Below are 20,177 nucleotides of genomic sequence, written 5' to 3'. Positions count from 1 at the left end.
ATGAGAAAATATATACGCAGAAAAACTGTTAGAGCGCAGTAATTCTTACAAAGAATTTTGATCAAAATGGACATATTCTCAATTATTCTGACCATAATCGGTCTTATTCTATTCGAGACCATAAGCAGCATCGACAATGCAGTAATTAATGCCGAAGTGCTCTCAACGATGTCACTACGTGCACGAAAATGGTTCCTTTTCTACGGATTGCTTTTTGCGGTTTTTGTCATAAGAGGCATGCTGCCATGGCTTATCGTATGGGGGACAAATCCTGCTCTCGGTCCTGTCGGCGCCCTGACAGCCACCTTCAGCCAGGACCCAAGAGTAAAGGAGGTCATTGAGGAGTCAGCGCCCTTCTTACTGGTTGGAGGAGGGGTTTTCCTCATATTCCTATTTTTTCACTGGCTTTTCATTGAGGCGAAGAACTACGGGCTGCGTGGCGAGAGATTTTTCCACCAGCACGGTGTTTGGTTCTTTGCCATAGTCTCCATAATTCTCACTTTAATTGTCTGGTTTTCATTAAAGCAGCACCCTTTCATGGCCTTCGGTGCAGTGATGGGCTCGACTGCATTTTTCATAACACACGGGTTCAAGCAGAACGCAGAGGCTCACGAGCAGGAGCTTATGGGTGGAACAAGTATGAGTGACCTGAGCAAGATCCTGTACCTTGAGGTGATCGATGCCACGTTCTCTATTGACGGCGTGGTAGGAGCATTTGCATTCACTCTTTCTGTCCCCCTGATCCTCATCGGTAACGGCATGGGAGCCTATGTGGTGAGACAGCTCACGGTCAGCAATATTGAACGGGTCAAGAGATACATCTACCTGAAAAACGGGGCTATGTACTCCATATTTTTCCTGGGGATAATAATGGTGCTGGATAGCTTCGGATACAAGGTCCCGCAATGGGTGTCGCCGGTGATAACGATCGGCGTTGTGGGGTATTTCTTCTATAAATCCAGACAGTGTTTATAAATCCTTAGGATGATATAAGATCGTGAAATGATGAAAGCAATTCTGTTCGATCCATTTTCCGGGGCATCAGGTGACATGACCATTGCCGCCCTCATTGACCTTGGAGCGAATGCGGGACGGGTTAAGGAGGCCATGGAATTGTCGGCTGAGGTTGAAGTCGAGGTTTCAAAGACCGCAAAAAAAGGGATCGGGGCACTTGCTGTCAAAGTGTCCGCGAAAAAAGAAAATAGTTTGAGTTTTTCAGATATAATTGAGCGCATTAGAGCCTTGAGTTTTCCTGATGAAATTATTTCAGATGCGATCTCAGTTTTTAACATTCTCGGAAAAGCCGAGGCAAAGGTCCACGGCTCAAGTCTTGAAAATCTGCATTTCCATGAACTCGGGCAGGAAGATGCGATCGCGGACATTGTTGGAGCATGTATGGCTTTTCACGACCTGGGATTGAAAAATCACAGGATTTATTGTACACCAATTTCAGCTGGCAGTGGTTTCGTTGAGTTCTCGCATGGAAAATTCCCGGTACCAGCACCTGCGGTAATGGAGATATTAAAAGAATATTCGCTGCCATGGCAATCGGGCCCGGTCGAAGGGGAACTGCTGACACCCACGGGCGCAGCGCTGCTTGCGCATTTCGTAAATGAAAAAGGTGCATGCCCCCCGATGAGAACTGAACGTATCGGCTATGGAGCGGGAAGCAAAGATACAGTTATTCCCAATGTGTTGCGGATAATTGCAGGTGAGATAGACGATGCCCTAATATCAGACAGAATAGAGGTACTTGAGACCAACGTCGACGATGTCACAGGCCAGGTGCTCGGCAATCTTATTGAGGAGCTGTTGAAAGCCGGCGCGCTGGATGTATCCATAATACCTGCTACCATGAAAAAAGGACGGAGCGGCCACATAATCCAGGTAATTGTGAAACCAGAGGATTCGGGGACTCTCGCAAGGAAAATAATTGAGGAAACAGGTTCTCTCGGGGTAAGGATTATCCCGATAAAACACAGGCTGATTGCACAGAGGGAAATGGGAAAGGTGAACATTACAATAAACAGCAGGGTTTTTTCAGTCGCTATCAAAATTGCAAGAGATTTACATGGTGTCCTGCTGAATATCTCTGCTGAGTTCGAGGATTGCAGGAAAGCATCGAAGGGCTCAGGAATTCCTTTAAGGGACGTTATTCGGCTGGCGGAGCAGGAGGCACGCCGGGTTTTTTCCTGAGCTCCCTTCTGATATCCATCCTGAATGTCCAATCATCCCGCCTGTACTTATCTGATAATTCATTCGCCATTTCCACTTCACTCCCGGTCAACGTGCCATCCATAGAGATTATCCCGAGAGCTTTTTCAAAACCTTTCATGAGGACTTTTTTCACACCCGCCATGTCCGTTATGCGCATTTCCCGCAAAGTTATCATTCCATCTCTTGCGTGCTCCACGGGACGAAGGTTCTTTGTCGGGTTTTTAAGGATTTTATCCATTAGCTCAAAATCAAAATCCAGCAAGAGGCTGCCATTGATCAAGACCGCACCTCCAAGGCGTCCCTGTGCATTCCCTGAGATTTTCTTGCCTCTTGAATAGACAGCATTCCGGGCAGGTTCGAGTTCGCCTCCAGGACCAAGGGTCGCAAGGGCCAGGACCACACCATTGAGGACCTTATTATATGCATCCTGGATATCTCGTGGTATGACTCCTTCCTCCCTGCCTATCACAGAATAAAGTATCTGGTCCTCATCGCAAAAACCGCACCCACCTCCCAGAATTCGCCGTACAATACCGATGCCGCTGGCGCCGCAGAAACCGGTGTTTATCTCGTCCTCAACACATTGATGGTACCCAAGATATACAACGGGCGAGCGCACCCGCCAGAAAAGTATAGTTTCGGGAGATGAGCCGGCGCCTACATGCCTGCCTATCGACTCAAAAAGAGCTGCGCTGTAGAAGCCGTCAATTTTATCAACGTCTATGAAACGCCAGGTTTTTTGAATCATAGAGGACGCTGAAGTCAAGTATCACTTAGCAGTAACAAATGGCTATTTATCTTTTCAGCGGTCTTGTAGGCATCATGAATAGTAGATACCCATAATAGAAGATATCCCGCACTTGACACCAGAATAGGTCCTATGATATGACCGCTCTGTGTCAGGAATACCCATATGGAAGCAAAAATTATTCCGATTATAATAAAACCTATTCCTTTTCTTAATTCTCCATTATAAATCTGTCCCAGGCCCGGGAAAATAAATGATGCGATCACTGCGAATATTGGACTCTTCTTTTTAACAATAGTTTTATCCTTCATAAATTACCCCTTACGTAGACTATCTTTATTTTCTCCTCTTTGTATAACTATCCATATTAACCGGATAAATCGTTGACAGCTTTCCGGCCCAAATCGCCAATAGGTGCTAGCTTTCAGCAGTTTCTGCTTAACTTGATGCGAACCCGGATTAAGAAGTTGGTTTAAGTCAGTTATTTCAGTCTTCTTCGGTGTCAGCGATTTCTTTCAGATTATTCCCCTGCACTTTATTGCCCTTCCTTTCGGCCTTCGCACCGGCCTGTGATGCAAACACATTCAATAGGTCGGTCAATTTCTCGTACTGTGCTGTCTCTATATGTGAATACCGAAGCGGTTTTTTATGCTTCCGTGTCTCCTTTTTAAGCTTTTTGTAAAGGTCATCGGAGAGCGATGTAAGTTTTTCATCCGTGGTTCCTTCAATGAGCATCACTCCTGCTGCGCCGTATTCAAAAGCAGCATTGACAACATCGGCATCCAGTACGTGGATGGATGGCACGCTCACAAACCTGATAAGAGATGAATACTGCTTGCGGTTGACCCCTGCAATATCCGCGGCCGCGTATGCAAAAGGATCGATAAAAACGATCACACCCGTTCCTTCGCTCAATATCCCTTTTAGCTGCGCTTTCAACTGGTTGCGCGTAAAATTCCTCAGCTCAATGCCTTTTATCGGGCACGCCGGGACGCAGGTGCCACAACCGGTGCATGCCAGCGGCGAGAGGACCGCTTTTCCCCTTTCAAGGCTGAGAGCATTATAAGGGCAGGCTTTCACGCAATCTCCGCAGCCGTTGCACTCCAAAATCATTGGTTTTTCAGGCGGGATGAGTATAATGCCCTTCCCGAGGAACTGCCCGACTTTATGCGCCGCACTCATGCCTTCGGTCACGGAATCATGGATATCCTTCGGGCCAAGAACACAGCCTGCCGCGAACACAGACTGGTTCAATGTATTAACAGGGTCAAGCTTGACATGCTTTTCCTCTATGAACCCGTCATCTCCAAGGGGCACACCAAGCTTATCGGCAAGCTCCTTAGTACCCGCGGACGGAATAAGCGCGGGACACAGCACTACCATGTCAAAGATCTCCCGCCCTTTTCGGCCCAGATTCGTATCTTCATACTGCACCATGAGCGTACTATCGGGTTTTGGGATGATTTCGGAGACTTTCCCGCGCACATAGTTGACACCCTTTTGCGCCGTATGGTAATAGAATTCCTCAAATCTTCTTCCCGCAGACCTCATATCTATATAGAATATCCATGCCTCTGCATCACCTTTCATTTTCTTGACGAGCTGTGCCTGTTTCTGCGAATAGATACAGCATACCTTGGAGCAATGTTTTCTCCCTCTGCCTGTAAAATCACGGCTCCCGGCACACAACACAAAAGCCACCCGATTGGGGAATGTCCCATCTGCTTTCTGAAGTCTCATCCCGGTTTTGCTCCTTGCCGAGAGCATCTCCTCAAATTCAACTGCTGTAAGGAGATTTGGGGCAGGGTAGTTGTACTCTTCTATGAAAGATGGATCAATAGGCTCAAAACCCGTGGCCATAGTGACAGCCCCGACCGAAATTATGCTCTTTTCTTCCTTTGCTTCGAGGTTGACAGCGTCGCGTGGGCATACTTCTACACAGGCTCTGCAGTTCTTGCATTTAGACATATCGATCACGTACGCCTGTGGGATCGCCTGGGCAAAGGGCAGGAATATGGCGCCTGTAGGGCATTTCCTGGCGCATGCTCCGCAGGAGATGCATTTTTTAATATCCACATATCTGGGGCTGTGTTTGAGTGTAATCGAGTAATCACCCGGGCTTCCGCTGACATCCCCAACTTCCGTCTGCGTGAACATGGTGATATTTGGATGATTGCGCACGGCCACCATTTTTGGCGTGAGTATACACTGGGAACAATCAAGTGTGGGGAAGGTCTTGGATAATCCGATCATGTGCCCCCCAAGGAAAGGTTGCTTTTCTATAAGTATCACTTCATGGGAATCTGCGAGTTCAAGGGATGTGGTTATCCCCGCAATTCCCCCACCAATGACTAATGTCCTGTCCACAAGTTTTTTCTCAAGCGGCACAAGCGATTCCAATGATCCCATGCGGGCTACGGCACCTTTTATCAATCCCCTGACCTTTGGGTTGATTCCGTCTTTCTCATGCACCCAGCTTGCCTGTTCGCGTATGTTCGTGATCTCAAGGAGAGTGGGGTTGAGCCCCGCTTTTTTTACCATGCTTCTGAATGTTTCAAGATGCAGTTTGGGTGAGCATGAACCGATTACAACGCGGTCGACCTTTCCTTTCTCGATGTCGTTTTTTATTTTCTCCTGTCCCTGGCTGCTGCACAGGTAATCCTGGATATTCACTACTGTATCCTTATTTTCTTTCAGGCTTTCCGCTACGGCCTGAAGGTCAACCACATCGCCGATATTACCACCGCATCTGCAAAGGTATACGCCAATTTTCTTGGGCGCAGGTTCTTTCTCGGGAAGCGACTCTGGAACTGGTTCGTTTTCTGCCATCGTTACCTCCCTATCTTAGCGATCAGTTTTTCAGCAGAGACAAGATGTTTTTTCAATCCGAGCTCCTCCGGAGTAAGGCCCATGGCAAGGCCAATGAGTTGCGTGAAATAAATAACAGGAAGTTCTATCTTGATATCATATTTGGATTCTACTGCCTTTTGTTTGGCATCAAGCTGGAGGTGGCACATCGGGCACGTCACTACCATGCAGTCAGCCCCCGACTCTTTCGCCATGAGCAGCAGATCTTTTGCCAGACACAGAGCCAAATCTTCGTTAGTAATGAGAATGGGGCCGCCGCAACACTTCGTTTTGTAATAGTATTTTACCGGCTCTGCGCCCAGGGCCGAAAGGAGATTATCCAGCGATTTTGGGTTCTCAGGGCTATCGAACCTGTTCTCGGGGCGAGTGAGAAGGCAGCCGTAGTAAGGTACAGCTTTTATCTTCAGCGGGTGCTTGACGTGTTCAGAGAGTTTCGTGAGGCCGAAATCTTTCACTACCACTTCAAGAAGGTGCTTTGGTTTCGTGTTCCCTTCGTATTTGGTCATGAGGGCTTCGTTGACTTTATTTTTCAGAGAGCTGTCTTCAAATGCGGTGTTCGCACGCATAAGGTTAGAGTAGCAGAGATTGCACGGGGTTGCTATATCGAGACCTTTTGCCGCTGCCAGGGTTCTTGCCGAGAGTGCAACTCTCGTGTTCCAGTCGTCCACGTGCAGGGCTCCGCAGCAGTTCCAGTTCTTGATCTCTTCAAGCTCAATACCGAGCCGCTTGAACACGATTGCCACAGACATGCGATAATCTACGGCCGTTCCATGCTGCGCGCACCCCGGATAATAAGAATATTTCATTTCTCCGGCCCCTCATTGCTTTTTTGTTTTTCAGGTTTTTCCTTGTTTTCCCCAGGCGGCGTACCGGGATCAAAAATACCCTCCAATTCGCGTGTATCATCCATTTTATCGATGACCAACGGGAGCTTTCCTTTTGAGATCAGGGCGAGACCGAAAGGAGCCTGTTTTATCATCCCGGGGTCGGACAGGCTGTATTTCGAGATCAACAGGAATTCCGATGCCCTTCCATTTTTCTTCACCACGTCCGAGAAAACTTGATCGAATTTCGCGTTCTTGTTCCTTATGCCTTCCGCCACGGCTATGGGCTTTAACATCTCCATGAGTTCGGTGGGACGTATCCCTCTCGGACAGCGAACCGAGCATGAAAAGCATGTAGTACAGATCCATATAGTGTTGCTGTTGAGCACATCCTTCTTGAGACCGAGCTGAACCATGCGGACAAGTTGCCGCGGCGTGTAATCCATTTCGTGGCTTACAGGACATGAACCTGCGCATATCCCGCACTGCATACATGTGGGAATTTTTTCACCGATCGGTGTTTTCAAAATAAGGTCGCGGAAAGCCAGGTCTCTGGATTCGGGCTGGATAGTTTCCTTTTTCATTTGTCCCTCGGGGGAAATCTCATGAAGATTTTATCATACTTAAATTCTATGGTGTCATCTTTATTGTTCGTAATTTTACGAACATGGTATGTATGATTACCAATCATTAAATAATTTGTGGTTAAAAAGATATTGTATTTTCAAAAAGATATTTATTCATCCATTGTAAGGAATGAGTCTCAGCCACTCCTTGAAGTTAATCGAAATGTTTAATAGACAGAAAACACCCTACAATTCCAGTGATACTGGTATGTGCACTCGGTGGGATACCTGGTGATATTGCTCCACATATCCGTATTAGCATTCTGAGATAAGAAAGATAATATTATCCTAGAACATTACGGAAGGTCATGAAGATCATAATCTCTATCGGTGGGTCAGTACTTGCACGTGACTTGAAGCCAGAAAATTTTAAAAGTTATGCAAATGTGATAAAGGAGATCTCAAAGAAGAATACGGTATTTATCGTCACAGGTGGAGGCCGGGCAGCGAGGGAGTATATTGAAGTTGCAAGGGGGCTTGATGCCGACGAGGCGACCTGCGATGTGATAGGAATAGAGATGACTCGCCTGAATGCCCGGCTGCTCATCGCTGCGCTGGGCGATGCCGCATACTACGAGCCTCCCCCGAACTATAAGGAGGCAAAGAACGCAGGTCTTTCGGGCAAGATCGTTGTCATGGGGGGTGTAACACCCGGACAGACAACGGACGCGGTTTCTGCTGTCCTTGCTGAATATGTGGCGGCTGACCTTCTCATCAATGCCACGTCAATCGATGGCGTATATACGAGCGATCCAAAGAAGAACAAGGATGCACAGAAATTCGAACGAATGACACCGAAGCAATTGATCGAGGTAGTGATGAAGACCGAGATGATCGCAGGGGCGAATTCGCCGATCGATCTTCTGGCTGCAAAGATAATAGAGCGAAGCAATATTAAAACGATCGTCCTGAACGGAGAAAATCCCCAGAATATCCAGGATGCGGTCAGCGGAAAGCACGGCGGCACAGTAATTGGGAAATAGCTTTTACAGGATATTCCTTATCGCGGTGAATCCTGTTTCGAGAGCGGTCTTGAGGATTTCAAGCGGATTGGTGATGTGGAGGTAATGTACCATGATCGGTATCGCCACAAAAGTCCCGATCATGCTGCCGAGGTTGGCAAAACCCGCCACAAGTATGATACGGAATAACCTGTTTTGCATTAATTCTTTCATGGTTTCAGCTTTCATTATATTCTTGAAATCCTCGGTCGTGGGGGGACGGAAATGTGCTTCCACTATCCCGGCAAGCCAACCCACGGCTAAAAAAGGATGAAGGAATCCGAACCACGCCAGGCCCAGCGCGGTCAAGGCTGAAAATGGATGGCCTCTCGCGATTATAACTCCAACTGCTGAGAGCACGCCCTGCGTGATAAACAGAACCAGCATCGCTGTCAAAAGAACGGATAGGGAAATCCCGCCTGAGTATATCAAAAGTGCCAGCATTCCCACAACCATCGCTATGACCGCGACCGTTGCGGCCTTAAACCAGCTGAACCTTTTTTTCGGGAGGGTCATCATTTCTTCGATCGGAGGAATGGTTTGAGGCGCATCAAGGTACTTCTGGATGCCCTCCCTGTGACCTGCGCCTACGATCGCCACAACCGTACCTTCACCTGATATTTCGATCAGGTTTTTTGCCATTATGGCATTTCTCTCATCCAGTAGAACCGAGGCCGCGCTTGGTGCCAGCTTCCTTAATTCGGAAATTAACTGGGTGACGACATCCTCGTCTGTTACGGTCTCGATATCTATTTCTTCGGTACCTATTCCAAGCGATGCCCCGATGAGAGAGCCAAAGAGTTTCAGTTTTTCAAAGAACGACATTTTGTTCCAGAAACGCCCGAGCGTGATCTGGATATCCCTGTCTATGAGCGCCACACGCACGCCTTTTTTTTCAGCGATGTCGATAGCAGACATCATCTCAGCGCCGGGCTTGACCCCTGTGTCAGCACCTATTTTTTTCTGGACATAGGCGAGAAGCCAGTGGAGCAGGAAGTAATAGAACTTCCCGCCGCTGAGTAGTTCTTTAACATTTATTTCCTTGACCTCTTCCTCCCCTTTTAATGCCTGGTACCTTGCTTTATCCAGTTCAACCGCCACTATGTCCGGCTTTTCCCTCTCTATCACTTCATTGACAAGTGCCACGCTCTTTTCAGAAACATGGGCTGTTCCCACCAGTATTATTTTATGGGGGGACAGCGCTTCCGGATTCTTATAATTGAAATTATAGCTCACTGCATAGGCGCCGTTATTCATGTTATTCCAGTAATTGCACAGCCCTCAAAAGGTCTGTTCTTGATACAATGCCAACGATCTTCTCATCTTTTTCAACTATTATACGACCGATGTTATTCACAGTCATAAGTTTTAATGCGGTTACAGCTTCTTCATCTTCCTTAAGGCTGATAATATTTTTCGTCATAACCTGTGAAACCTTAACAATCTTTCGGTCTTCTTTGGGGACTCTCAACACATCGGAAAAAGTCACTATGCCTTTCACGTGACCATCGTCAACGACCGGGTAGCCCATGTGTTTGTATCTGAACATATATTCCACAAGCTCTTCAACAGAAAATCCAGAAGGTATGGTCTGAACATCTGTTGACATGATGTCTTTTATCTTGACGCCTTCGAGTATTACATTTATCTCTGTAGATTTTTCTTCCTCTGAGGCGCCGATGTAAATAAAGAATGCGATGAGAATAAACCATAAACCTCCAGGGACGAATAAGCCGAAGATTCCCATGAATATGGCGAACATCTTACCAATTCCGGCTGCCGACCGCGTAGCCCTGATATAAGACATCCTTTCAGCAAGCCATGCTCTCAGAACCCTGCCTCCATCCATTGGAAAGGCGGGAAGGAGATTGAAGAAGAAAAGCACAATATTAATATATCCTACAAGCCATACAAGTCTCAGATAACCAATATCAGTCACTTGTATAAATAAATAGGACAGATAGGATTCACCTGTGGGTTTAAAAAGCAAATATAATATTGCAAGCAATATGCCGATAAAAAGGCTGACTCCGGGACCTGCAAGTGCCATCTTCAACTCCGTCTTTGGGTCTCTTGGGATCTCCTCCATAGATGAAACCCCTCCGAAGAGGAAAAGCGTTATACTCTGGATGCCCACCCCATGGCTTTTAGCTATATAGGAATGCCCCAGTTCATGCAATAATACGCAAACGAAAAGCGAGATTGCAGCAATTAAAGAAAGAGAGTACCTGAACCATGCAGGTTCTATATCATTAAAACCAAACCTTGATGGATTGATTGAAAATATCCATGCAAATACAGGCAGGATCAGAAGAAATGTTATATGTAATTTGATGGGTATTCCCATTATTCTCCCTATCTGGATTGAAGTTTTCATGAAATTCCTCCACAGGTTTTAAGTATTCAGTAGTATATTGTCAAATAAATCGTATAGACTTTGTGGAAAGCTGCGAAAAGAATATAAGAGTGCATTTTTATTAGAATAGAGCCCAAATCTGCGATAATGTTATAATGAATAAGATGAGATATATCTTTTAATCAGTTGGTAATACATGGAAAATGCTGAAAATGAAGTGAAGAACCAGGACCTTCTTGGCGGATTAGAAATAACATCCACAAAAGATATCGAGGTTCCAAAACAGTTAATAGAACAGGTCATAGGCCAGGAACATGCCGTGGAAGTTGTAAAGAAGGCGGCTAACCAGCGAAGGCATGTGATGATGCTCGGAACTCCGGGCACAGGTAAATCGATGCTAGCCAAGGCGATGGCCGAATTGCTTCCAAAGGAAGAGTTGCAGGATGTTCTTATATATCACAATCCTGAAGACTCCAACAATCCCAAGATACGTATCGTTCCTGCCGGGAAAGGTAAAGAAATAACCGACGCCCACAAGCTGGAAGCCCAGAAGAGGATGCAGGCCAGGAATATGTTCGTTATGCTTCTTGTTCTTGGAATTGTGGCATATTCATTTTATACCGGGATGCTGCTCTGGGGGATCATTGCGGCTGTTTTGATCGCCATAATGATGCGACAGTTCATGCCTAAAGAAACCATTTTCATTCCCAAACTTCTTGTTTCAAATGCCGGTAAGGAGATAGCACCGTATATCGACGCCACAGGGGCACATGCTGGAGCTCTCCTGGGTGATGTGCGCCATGACCCGTTCCAATCCGGTGGTCTTGAGACCCCGGCCCATGACAGGGTCGAAAGCGGGGCAATCCATAAAGCACACAAAGGTGTCCTGTTCATCGATGAAATAAACACACTGCGTATCGAATCGCAGCAGAATCTCCTCACAGCCCTTCAGGAAAAAGAATTTGCGATCACAGGCCAGTCTGAGAGATCAAGCGGAGCAATGGTAAAAACCGACCCCGTTCCCACAGACTTTATCATGATCGCCGCAGGGAACCTGGATGCCCTCAAAGGCATGCATCCGGCATTGCGTTCCCGTATCAAGGGATACGGCTATGAGATATACATGAGCGATACGATGGAAGATACTCCCGAGAACAGGCAGAAGCTTGTTCGTTTCGTTGCGCAAGAAGTGGTGAAGGATGGTAAAATTCCACATTTTGACAGGGGCGCTGTCGAAGAGATCCTCAGGGAAGCGAGGCGCAGGGCGGGCAGGAAAGGACATCTCACCCTAAAGCTCAGGGACCTCGGCGGGCTTGTGCGCGTGGCCGGGGATATAGCCCACGGTGAAAAGGCGCAGATCACGACGGCCCAACATGTATTGAAAGCAAAAAGCATTGCACGCTCGGTCGAACAGCAGCTTGCGCACCAGTATCTTGAACGCAGGAAAGATTACAGGCTGTTCGTGAAGGAAGGTGCGCAGATAGGCCGGGTCAACGGTCTTGCCGTGATGGGTGAGGATTCGGGAATAGTGCTTCCCATAATAGCTGAGGTCACGCCCACCCAGTCTATATCCGAAGGCCACATTATCGCCACTGGCATGCTTAAGAACATTGCAAAGGAAGCTGTCCAGAATGTTTCCGCGCTGATCAAGAAAACCACGGGCAAGGATATATCGAGTATGGATGTGCACATCCAGTTCGTGGGCACGTATGAAGGAGTGGAAGGCGATTCGGCCAGCATATCCATAGCTACCGCGGTTCTTTCCGCTATCCAGGGAATACCGGTGGATCAGAGCGTAGCCATGACAGGATCGCTCTCTGTCAGGGGTGATGTGCTGCCAGTGGGTGGTGTCACCTACAAGATCGAAGCAGCAGCCCAGGCAGGGATAAAGACTGTGATAATTCCAAAATCTAACATGGGCGATGTGCTCATTGAGGATGAATTCAAGGATATAATCAAGATCATCCCGGTGACGAATATTGAGGAGGTACTGGAATACAGCCTCGTGGGCGTAGAAAAGGAAGGTTTTATCTCCACGCTTAAGAAACTTGCCTCCAGAACCAAATTCAACATAGCCCTGCCGGAAACAAGGCCGGTTACTATCCTGTGAGAGACCCATGGATTTTTACGATACCCGTATTATAAGAAGCGTCTCCACAGCTATTGTTCTGGATAATGGGGAGATCCGGGAGATCACAAATAATTTCTCAAGCGGAGCCGCGGTCAGGGTTCTCTGCGGAGGATCATGGGGCTATGTATCGAAGGATAACCCGGAAGGCCTGGAGGCAGCCCTTGGCTCTGCAAGAAGGCTTGCGGAGGCAGCAAAGAACAAGAGACCGAGAGATGAAATAAATCTCGCACCGGTAGAGAAACCGACATTGCAGAACCTTCCGGAGGTACTGGAGAACCCTGAGGATATTCCCATAGAGAATAAAGTAAAGCTGCTTTTGGAAATTGAAAAAACTGCCCGCATCGAAGGGATAAAAAGCACAAGCGCTGTTTATTCGGAATCGCTTCTGACGGTCGGCTATTCAAATTCAGAAGGGCTGGATTGCGAATACACATTGAACAGGGTGGGCTTTGCCGTGAGCGCGGTTGCCCAGTCAGAAGGGATATATCAGATAGGAAGGGAAAGCAGGTTCGGAGTAATGGGCTTTGAGATCTTTAAAAAGCATGATGCATTTGAGCTTGCGCGAAAAGCGGCCACTACAGCAGTCGAACTTCTCTCTGCATCAACCCCAAAAGGCGGTACATACCCGGTTATCCTTGACCAGGAACTGGCGGGTGTATTCATTCATGAGGCCGTGGGACACGCTGTAGAGGCCGACCATGTTCTGGAGGACAATTCCATACTTGCAGGCAAGATAGGAGAACGGATCGCCTCTCCACTTATAACAGTATATGACGATCCCTCTCTTCATGAGTTCGGCTATTACCCTTTTGATGACGAGGGGGCTAATTCCAGGAGAACAAGCGTGATAGAGAACGGAGTGCTTAAGGCGTATATACATTCAAGGGAAACTGCTGGCAAACTGGGAGGAGAGAGCAGGAATTCCCGTTCCCAGGGCTATGCCCGCCCTATCATAAGGATGAGCAACACCTTCATAGCTCCAGATGGAACAAAATTCGAGGAGATGCTCTCTGAATTAAAGAACGGGATATATCTCATGGGCTCCCGCGGGGGCCAGGTCAATCCCGGCGAGGGAGTGTTCCAGTTCAATGCAGAACGCGGGTTCATGGTCGAGAACGGCGAGATCGCCAGACCGCTGAGGGATGTTTCATTATCGGGGCATACACTTGAGATATTGGATAGCGTGGTCATGATAGGGAACGATCTAGAGATGAACTCTGGAAGATGCGGGAAAGCGGGGCAGCTTGTGCCTGTTAGCGACGGGGCGCCGCATGTGCTTGTAAAGAAAGCTACTGTTGGAGGGAGCGGGTAAGTGTAGACTATTCCAAAGATTGTCCGCTTCAGTACGTATGAGGTGTTCTAAATGAAAGCCTCACAACATCTGCTGATGCCTTTTTGCTTTAGAAAGATCTCAAATGGATGGTCTGCATTGCAAAAGCCTGAGATATTCGTTTTCTATACGTTTTGCAATCTTTTCCCAGGCATGGTTTTCGATCACATAACTGCGTGCGTTATTCCCAATTTCCTTTAACCTGCGCTCGTCGGAGAGGAGCGCCACAATTTCTTCTCCGAGGTGCTCGGCATCCGTGAGCACACCATTCTTTCCGTTTATGATTTCTTCAAGTCCCCATGCACCCGTAGCAACAACAGGCTTGCACATCGCCATGGCTTCAAGCATAAAGATACTTGAAGCCTCCACTATACTGGGTATCACTGCGATGTCCGCCAATGCAATGTATTCTGCTATGTTCTTATGAGGTATTGCACCCAGAAAATCCACGCTTTCTTTTATGCCAAGCTCATCAGCCAGGTGCAATAGATTGTGGCGTTCGGGTCCATCGCCTATTATAAGAAGCCTGCACTCCTTATTCTCGAGTATGAAAGGCATGAAGCGTATAAGTCTGTCCACACCGTTTTTTCTGACAAGCCTCCTTGCTGTCACAAGGACAGGGCATGGGTAGGCAGAGGGAACCGGTTTAATTCCCGGATGGAACTTCTTGACATCAACCCCATTGTAAATCACTTTGATCTTTTCTGTTTGTGCACCCCATCTGAGTACTTGTTGAGCAAAGTAACCGCCTGTATGGATTTGAACGTCAGACATATGGGCGAGCGCAGGCGCAAGGATGCGTTCTACCGATCTATAGAATACAGCAGCCGCAGGGTTCACGAGTAAATCCCATTCTGGATAGTAGGAGCCATGAATAGTATTCACGGCAACCCCGCCGTACCTTCTTGCAAGGATGTTCGCAGCGATCCCGGAAGTGTACACATGCCCGTGGTATATGTCATATCCGCTCAGTTTTTTTGAGAGTACGACGGGTAGAAATGCAGCTTGCCTGGCAAGCGAAAGTCCGCCACGGGAGCGGGCAACTCTAAGAATATTACAGAAATCCATGTTAATAAAGTGAACTCCATCCTGCATGTATTCTCCACATGTTCCATCTGCTCCTGATACAACAGTTACCTCATGCCCCAGCGCAGCAAGGTGGCGCGAGAGTTCGAAAATAGCAACCTCCACGCCCCCAATTCGTTTCAGCGGATCAAGCTCATATATCTGAAGGATTTTCATGAATCTCCGAAAGTGTTATGGTCCCTCCAGTAAGGTTCAGGATTTGCTCTAAAAGGTTCTTTTTAAAGACGGTTTCATAAGAGGGATGAATGTAGAAAACAAAATATTCGCTCTTACAAAGCTCTTTTACCCTCGTTATTATATAGCTGTCATCTGCGCCTAATTCGCCCGGTGAGGGCATGCTAACTGGAACCTGCATGGTTTTTAGACTCTTGCCATTTATTTCCGGATAAAATACTCTGTCACCATAAAAGTCGCTGGAATAATCAAAACCAAAATCATCGAGTGCGAGGAAGTATTCATTGCTGGTCCGAAAACCTGGTGAGGCAAACGAGCTTGGAGGGAAGCTGAACTCATTTTCGAACAGCTCGCACCCTTTTGATATCATTGTCGATACCTCCTCCCTTCTTTTCCCTTGAAGAAAATTCATCCATTCGTAATGCCTGTAACCATGAAGCCCTATCTCATGGTCGGTATCAATGAGAATTTTAAGATTAGGATGTGATTCCACATGTTTCTTTAAAAGCCCGTGGAAAAACCCCATTCCATATCTTCTGAGAGGCAGGTCAAAGATTTTTTTTCCTGCATAGTGCCCGATATTCCGAAATGTATCATCGGGACCTGTAGCAATAAAAAAAGTTGCTCTGGAATCATATCTTTCGAGAATATCAAAAAGTGCAGGAAGTGCCAGAGCATCAGCGATACAGTCAACATCGACCCTGAGCCCGGCCTTCATGCAAACCACTTTTGGACAACGGGAAATATATACGGCATCAAGGAGACGAGAATAATATTATTCATTCCGTGCATTACTATTGGACCGACGAGACTTCTTGTTCTGTAATAAAAGTATCCCAGAAGTACACCCGCGAAAAAAGTGAATGCGATCTCATAGGATGAGCGCCATGTCATATGCATGATTCCGAATATAGCACCCTGTGCCAGGATCGCTGTTCTCAAGCCGAACACTTTTTTCAGGTCATTCATTATAATGCCTCTGAACAGGAGTTCTTCTGCCAGAGCGACAAATAACAGCATATAAAGCACATCACGAAACAAAATCGTGATTTCAAAAGATGGGAATGATGGTGAAGGCATGAGGATTAAATATTCCATAATCCCGGTTGGAATACCTAATGCTGCACCGATGAGAGCGTATTTCAGTGCGCCTTCTGAACGGAACCCAAGCTCACGAAGGTCTATATTGCGCTCGTTTATGTGCCAGAAGCAGAGGGCAAGGATCAAAGAGTAAACCGCAGGTAAGAGGTACTGCTGGTTGATGAAAAACCAGGGGAGGGATGAGGTAAAAAGCACATAAATTGGTATTAGCGCAAGAGATTCTGCCGAATTTACGAAATCTCCTTCCATCCTGGTGACTGATATTGTGACATAAATTGCGATCGTAATAAAGAGAGAGAGCACTATTCCGTAGCTTACATCCCTGAATGCAAATATATACTCGGACACAATGATGGCAATAAAGATCAAAAGAATAAAAAATCTGGAGCTTACGTGACTGAACTCGAGTTTCTTGGAAATGTAATTAAACATGGTAATGTTTCAGTACTTTAAGTTATATAATCATACTGCCTCTCCGCATCATCTACATGTAGTGATAATTAGCATGCAGTGTTAATGATTATGATAATTATATTTATTTACCGATAATTTTAAATACCTTTAAATGCAATGGTTAATTGTCAACTCTAAAATAAGAATCGTATTCACAGTTATAATAACTGTCGATCCTAGAGTGGAGAGTCATAAAAAACGCAGGTGGTCGTCATGTGTAATGTCAATAAATTTCATCAAATTAGGAGGAATAGGAAATGAGTAACGGGGGACAGCGTGGACTTTTATTCAAGATAGTTGTGTTATGGTTTGCGATTCTAATCCTTGGCAGCTTTGCTGCAAGTTTGCAGTCACGCCTGGATGCGGTCGCGATACGGGCAATGCCTGAGGCGCCCAGACAAGGGGAGCCAATCCTTGTAACCTTTTTCTTGAACAATCCGTCACATACAGAGGCGGACACTCATTACGGCCTTTATGCGAACGGTGAGATCGTGATGAGCGGCACTGCAAGCCTTGCACCAAATGCAGGCAGGCAGTTCCAATACGTTTACAGCAACCCATTGAAAACCGGGGAGCAGGTCACATTCGTGGCGAAAACACAATCCGATAGCGGAAATTCCATAACATCCCTTTCAGTTCCTGCATATCATCCAGCGTTATTGAGCAGCTTTGTTTCATTTGCCACGTTTGCCACGTCAGTGGTTAGTTCGTCATCCGCAAAGACGAGTTCTATTAATTCCATGGCATACTACGATGGATCCTTCGTCACGCACAATGCGCTGAACGTAGGCCTGATAATCAGCATTGCATTGATAATCCTGCTTATATATATGGAACTCTCAGAGCCGCTTGCCGGGAAGCGCCAGAGTGCCGTCGGAAACCTGCGCACCAGGTTCGGCAGGCTATCCAGCGTGCTGTTCATAATATTCGTAGGAATGGTGCTCACGCAGATTGCTTTAATCATTGGAGGGGTGAGATAAATGAGAAAATTAGTATTGCTTGTAATTATTATTTTTTTGTCTGCCAATGCAGCAAGTGCACCAGGTACTTATAAATATACCCATACTCTGACAGGTACAGCTACGCCGCCAGGTAGCGATAATTTCGCTATAAACACTCTTGTGACAGATACGGTAACTCCAAATCCATCTTCTGCGAATTTTATTGGTAATTCCATGAGCTTTAATTGGGTTGTTGGTAGCAGTACCGTATCTACTCAATGTATTGCCAATATTGGAAACCAATATATCAGTTATTTTACTCCAGGTCAAATAAGTAATAAATGGAAAATTAACGCTAAAGAATTTTCTAATGGCTTTTGTAGTGGTACGCTTGCACAAGGCAGTAGATACAGTAGCTCCTCCAAAGGATTTGAGGTAATTGCAGCCCCTGAGTTCAGCAAATTTGGTTTGGCTGTACCCCTATTGTTAATTGGAATATTTTATACGAGATTGCGGAAAAGTATACTTAAATGAATCTTAAATTAAAATATGTTTATATATTTTTACTATTGATTCTGGTAAGTATACTGATCTTCATTGTTCAAGGAGTATACCAGCAGGAAACAAAATACACGAAACCCGTAGAGTTTAACAGAGTGGATGGTTATAGCGCACAACTCGGAAAGATATCAGATATCTCAGTCCGAATAAATAATGGTGATGCCATCAGCCATAACTACACGGTTCGTGTTTTTATGAATTCCATTTTTATTACCAATGAGACCGTTGAAGTCATGCCAGATCTGCCATTCTCATTCTCCATGACGCTCCCCACTGAAAGACAGTACGTAAACGATACAATCATTGAAGAGCCTGTACATAACATCTCTTTTGCAGTCTATCGCGACGACCATATAGAGCCTGTAGACACCATTGAGTACAGGTTCGATTGATTCGAAAGATTTTTTGACTCCTGCACCACTATGAACCTGATGGACATTACGCTGAAGCAAAGGACCGGGTACTTTCTCATATTTGCCTCAGCCGCGGCAGTCCTGTTTAATCCGTTGAAATCACTGGCAAACCTGTCGCCTGAATACTTTACACTCAACGGCGTGTATCCGTGGGCAGTGCTATTTCTCTGCCTGATCTTTTTATTCGCAAAGCGACGCGAGATCCATGATGCCAAACCTGCACCTTTGTTTGCAGCAGGCGGGGCGGGGATCATGATAGCTTCTTTCTTCCTGCCTGCAGTGGCTCCGGAATTTGAAATATTCCGCCTTCTCCTTGCATGGACAGGACTTGCGTTCGTATTTTTCGGCGAGGCTGCTTCCCTGCCCGCGCTTCTTCTGTGCATATACGGCTTTGGAATAGCGTTTCCTAAGCTTGTGAATACTTTTGCAGGAGTGCAGTATGCTCAGGCTACAACATGGGTGGTCTATACTATTGCGAAGAACTTTATCGCGATCACAACCAGTGGTACAGCAATTTCAATGACCACGCTTTCGAGTGAAAGCCTCGTGGTGATCATCAATGCCGAATGTTCGGGTGCTGCCTCGATCTCTGTATTTCTTGCGGTTTTTGCCCTGATGTCCCTGGATATTCCGCTTCCAAGAAAGCAATGGGCAGCCATGTTGCTTTTTGGCATCATTGGCACCTCAATCCAGAACCTTTTGCGTATTGTGCTGCTATTGTTTGCGGGCTACTATTTCGGACCTTCCGCAGTGGAGGGCGGGGAGAGTTTTGCTGGATACATTATCTTTCCGCTATGGTACGCCTTCTTTGCCCTTGTTTACCTGAAGTTTGCAAGGAGAAATCGAATGCGTACCGGACAGAAAATGGCGAATTCTTTTTTTTAAACAGGTATAAATAATTAGGAAATAATAATGCAGAACATAATCAGGCATAGCGCTGGCGGCTTACGGTTATACGTTAGCTGAGTTTATATTGAAATTCGAAAATAACCGTGATATCCATGAGAAACAAAACCGCAGATGAACGCAGATTTATAGCGGCGCATTGCGTTCATCTGCGGCTAATCATTCTTAAATTACAGAAATTCAAGAACCATGCTATAGATAGTTATGAACTGGATTTTTTATGTATAACATGATATATCTGCCAATGAGCACTTGCCATACATGCAACTATCAAGCTGATAATGCCACTGTCCTTGATATGGGCCAGGAAAACATTCCTTGTATCCCTCCACTGAATGGTATCGTGCTGTAAAATTGTGCATGCTGCCTTGGGGACATGGATGAAGAGGTATAATCATAATGATTATAATTTAGATTATTTAATAATTAAGAAAAGATTTA

At 46.2% G+C, this 20,177-nt stretch carries 19 protein-coding genes; 9 read left to right on the top strand and 10 right to left on the bottom strand.

What is annotated here, in order from left to right; genetic code table 11:
- Positions 1 to 66 precede the first annotated feature (66 nt).
- Together O8C65_10820 and larC are read left to right on the top strand one after the other, a co-directional pair.
- The gene (locus O8C65_10820) at positions 67 to 975 is read left to right on the top strand and encodes a DUF475 domain-containing protein (GenBank protein ID MCZ7357416.1); all 909 of its coding nucleotides are present in this window, start codon (positions 67 to 69) and stop codon (positions 973 to 975) included.
- 30 nt (positions 976 to 1,005) lie between these two features.
- A complete protein-coding gene (gene larC / locus O8C65_10815) occupies positions 1,006 to 2,196 on the top strand; it encodes a nickel pincer cofactor biosynthesis protein LarC (GenBank protein MCZ7357415.1) in 1,191 nt (396 codons plus the stop codon).
- On the opposite strand, the gene O8C65_10810 is transcribed toward larC, so the two are convergent.
- From O8C65_10810 to O8C65_10790, 5 genes are all read right to left on the bottom strand, one after another.
- Positions 2,153 to 2,983 (bottom strand): biotin/lipoate A/B protein ligase family protein, encoded by an 831-nt coding sequence (locus O8C65_10810; GenBank protein MCZ7357414.1) that lies wholly within the window; start codon positions 2,981 to 2,983, stop codon positions 2,153 to 2,155. The genes larC and O8C65_10810 overlap by 44 nt on opposite strands.
- A complete protein-coding gene (locus tag O8C65_10805; protein MCZ7357413.1) occupies positions 2,980 to 3,276 on the bottom strand; it encodes a hypothetical protein in 297 nt (98 codons plus the stop codon). Before O8C65_10805 ends, O8C65_10810 begins: the two co-directional genes overlap by 4 nt.
- A gap of 175 nt (positions 3,277 to 3,451) precedes the next feature.
- The gene (locus O8C65_10800; GenBank protein ID MCZ7357412.1) at positions 3,452 to 5,794 is read right to left on the bottom strand and encodes a 4Fe-4S binding protein; all 2,343 of its coding nucleotides are present in this window, start codon (positions 5,792 to 5,794) and stop codon (positions 3,452 to 3,454) included.
- Between the two features lie 2 nt (positions 5,795 to 5,796).
- Positions 5,797 to 6,639, bottom strand: a complete 843-nt coding sequence (locus O8C65_10795) for a CoB--CoM heterodisulfide reductase iron-sulfur subunit B family protein (protein MCZ7357411.1) — start codon at positions 6,637 to 6,639, stop codon at positions 5,797 to 5,799.
- Complete coding sequence (locus O8C65_10790; GenBank protein ID MCZ7357410.1) at positions 6,636 to 7,241, bottom strand: 4Fe-4S dicluster domain-containing protein; 606 nt, start codon at positions 7,239 to 7,241, stop codon at positions 6,636 to 6,638. The genes O8C65_10795 and O8C65_10790 overlap by 4 nt, the downstream gene beginning before the upstream one ends.
- Positions 7,242 to 7,591: 350 nt before the next feature.
- On the opposite strand from O8C65_10790, the gene pyrH reads away from it, so the two are divergent.
- The gene (gene pyrH / locus O8C65_10785; GenBank protein MCZ7357409.1) at positions 7,592 to 8,266 is read left to right on the top strand and encodes a UMP kinase; all 675 of its coding nucleotides are present in this window, start codon (positions 7,592 to 7,594) and stop codon (positions 8,264 to 8,266) included.
- Positions 8,267 to 8,269: 3 nt separating this feature from the next.
- Here the strand turns inward: pyrH and O8C65_10780 are convergent, their stop codons facing one another.
- Both O8C65_10780 and O8C65_10775 read right to left on the bottom strand, forming a co-directional pair.
- On the bottom strand, positions 8,270 to 9,541 hold the full coding sequence (locus O8C65_10780) for a TraB/GumN family protein (GenBank protein MCZ7357408.1): 1,272 nt from the start codon (positions 9,539 to 9,541) through the stop codon (positions 8,270 to 8,272).
- 1 nt (position 9,542) lies between these two features.
- Positions 9,543 to 10,661: a CBS domain-containing protein gene (locus O8C65_10775; GenBank protein ID MCZ7357407.1), complete on the bottom strand. Its 1,119-nt coding sequence runs from the start codon at positions 10,659 to 10,661 to the stop codon at positions 9,543 to 9,545.
- Positions 10,662 to 10,836: 175 nt separating this feature from the next.
- Between O8C65_10775 and lonB the strand changes: the two genes are divergently transcribed.
- Together lonB and O8C65_10765 are read left to right on the top strand one after the other, a co-directional pair.
- The gene (gene lonB / locus O8C65_10770; protein ID MCZ7357406.1) at positions 10,837 to 12,750 is read left to right on the top strand and encodes an ATP-dependent protease LonB; all 1,914 of its coding nucleotides are present in this window, start codon (positions 10,837 to 10,839) and stop codon (positions 12,748 to 12,750) included.
- Positions 12,751 to 12,757: 7 nt separating this feature from the next.
- Positions 12,758 to 14,083, top strand: coding sequence for a TldD/PmbA family protein (locus O8C65_10765; GenBank protein MCZ7357405.1), 1,326 nt, complete (start codon positions 12,758 to 12,760; stop codon positions 14,081 to 14,083).
- 99 nt (positions 14,084 to 14,182) lie between these two features.
- Here the strand turns inward: O8C65_10765 and O8C65_10760 are convergent, their stop codons facing one another.
- Genes O8C65_10760 through O8C65_10750 form a run of 3 tightly spaced genes read right to left on the bottom strand, consistent with a single transcriptional unit; the run spans position 14,183 to position 16,894 of the window.
- The gene (locus O8C65_10760) at positions 14,183 to 15,343 is read right to left on the bottom strand and encodes a glycosyltransferase family 4 protein (protein ID MCZ7357404.1); all 1,161 of its coding nucleotides are present in this window, start codon (positions 15,341 to 15,343) and stop codon (positions 14,183 to 14,185) included.
- Positions 15,321 to 16,079, bottom strand: coding sequence for a polysaccharide deacetylase family protein (locus tag O8C65_10755; protein MCZ7357403.1), 759 nt, complete (start codon positions 16,077 to 16,079; stop codon positions 15,321 to 15,323). The genes O8C65_10760 and O8C65_10755 overlap by 23 nt, the downstream gene beginning before the upstream one ends.
- Positions 16,076 to 16,894, bottom strand: coding sequence for a type II CAAX endopeptidase family protein (locus O8C65_10750; GenBank protein ID MCZ7357402.1), 819 nt, complete (start codon positions 16,892 to 16,894; stop codon positions 16,076 to 16,078). Before O8C65_10750 ends, O8C65_10755 begins: the two co-directional genes overlap by 4 nt.
- Positions 16,895 to 17,172: 278 nt before the next feature.
- On the opposite strand from O8C65_10750, the gene O8C65_10745 reads away from it, so the two are divergent.
- From O8C65_10745 to O8C65_10730, 4 genes are read left to right on the top strand one after another with little or no spacing between them, the layout of a single operon-like run.
- Positions 17,173 to 17,895 (top strand): hypothetical protein, encoded by a 723-nt coding sequence (locus O8C65_10745; GenBank protein MCZ7357401.1) that lies wholly within the window; start codon positions 17,173 to 17,175, stop codon positions 17,893 to 17,895.
- Positions 17,896 to 18,390: a hypothetical protein gene (locus O8C65_10740; protein ID MCZ7357400.1), complete on the top strand. Its 495-nt coding sequence runs from the start codon at positions 17,896 to 17,898 to the stop codon at positions 18,388 to 18,390.
- Positions 18,387 to 18,809, top strand: coding sequence for a hypothetical protein (locus O8C65_10735; GenBank protein ID MCZ7357399.1), 423 nt, complete (start codon positions 18,387 to 18,389; stop codon positions 18,807 to 18,809). Before O8C65_10740 ends, O8C65_10735 begins: the two co-directional genes overlap by 4 nt.
- Positions 18,810 to 18,848: 39 nt before the next feature.
- Complete coding sequence (locus O8C65_10730; protein ID MCZ7357398.1) at positions 18,849 to 19,715, top strand: exosortase/archaeosortase family protein; 867 nt, start codon at positions 18,849 to 18,851, stop codon at positions 19,713 to 19,715.
- The last annotated feature ends 462 nt before the right edge of the window (positions 19,716 to 20,177 follow it).

This window comes from Candidatus Methanoperedens sp., from assembly GCA_027460535.1.
GTDB lineage: Archaea > Halobacteriota > Methanosarcinia > Methanosarcinales > Methanoperedenaceae > Methanoperedens.
This window is presented reverse-complemented; position numbering and strand designations above follow the sequence as displayed.